The 335-nt window shown below is 66.6% G+C and carries 1 pseudogene; it reads right to left on the reverse strand.

Annotated features, from left to right (window positions below):
• A pseudogene (locus ACODSP_RS28255) lies at positions 1 to 335 on the reverse strand (beta strand repeat-containing protein); the annotation flags it as partial.

A 335-nucleotide genomic window follows, 5' to 3' on the forward strand; every position in this document is an offset into this window, starting at 1 on the left:
CCGATCTGGGTGGTGGAGAGGGACGCCACCTGGGTGCTGTTGAGGCCACGGACCTGGGCGGTGCCCAGCTGACCGATCTGGGTGGAGGACAAGATGCTGACCTGGGTCGTGGTCAGGCTGCCGACCTGTGCACTCGACAGGGCATTCAGCTGGGTGCTGCTCAACACTGCCAGATCAGTGGTCTCGAACCCGCCGACCTGGGTGGTGGACAGGGCCGTGATCTGGGCGGCGGTCAGGCCGCCGATCTGGGTGGTGGAGAGGGCGGCCAGATCGGTTGTCTCGATGCCACGCACCTGGGTGGTGGTCAGCGAGGCGATCTGGGTCGTCGTCAGGAC

It is taken from the genome of Niveispirillum sp. FG156 (genome assembly GCF_057809555.1).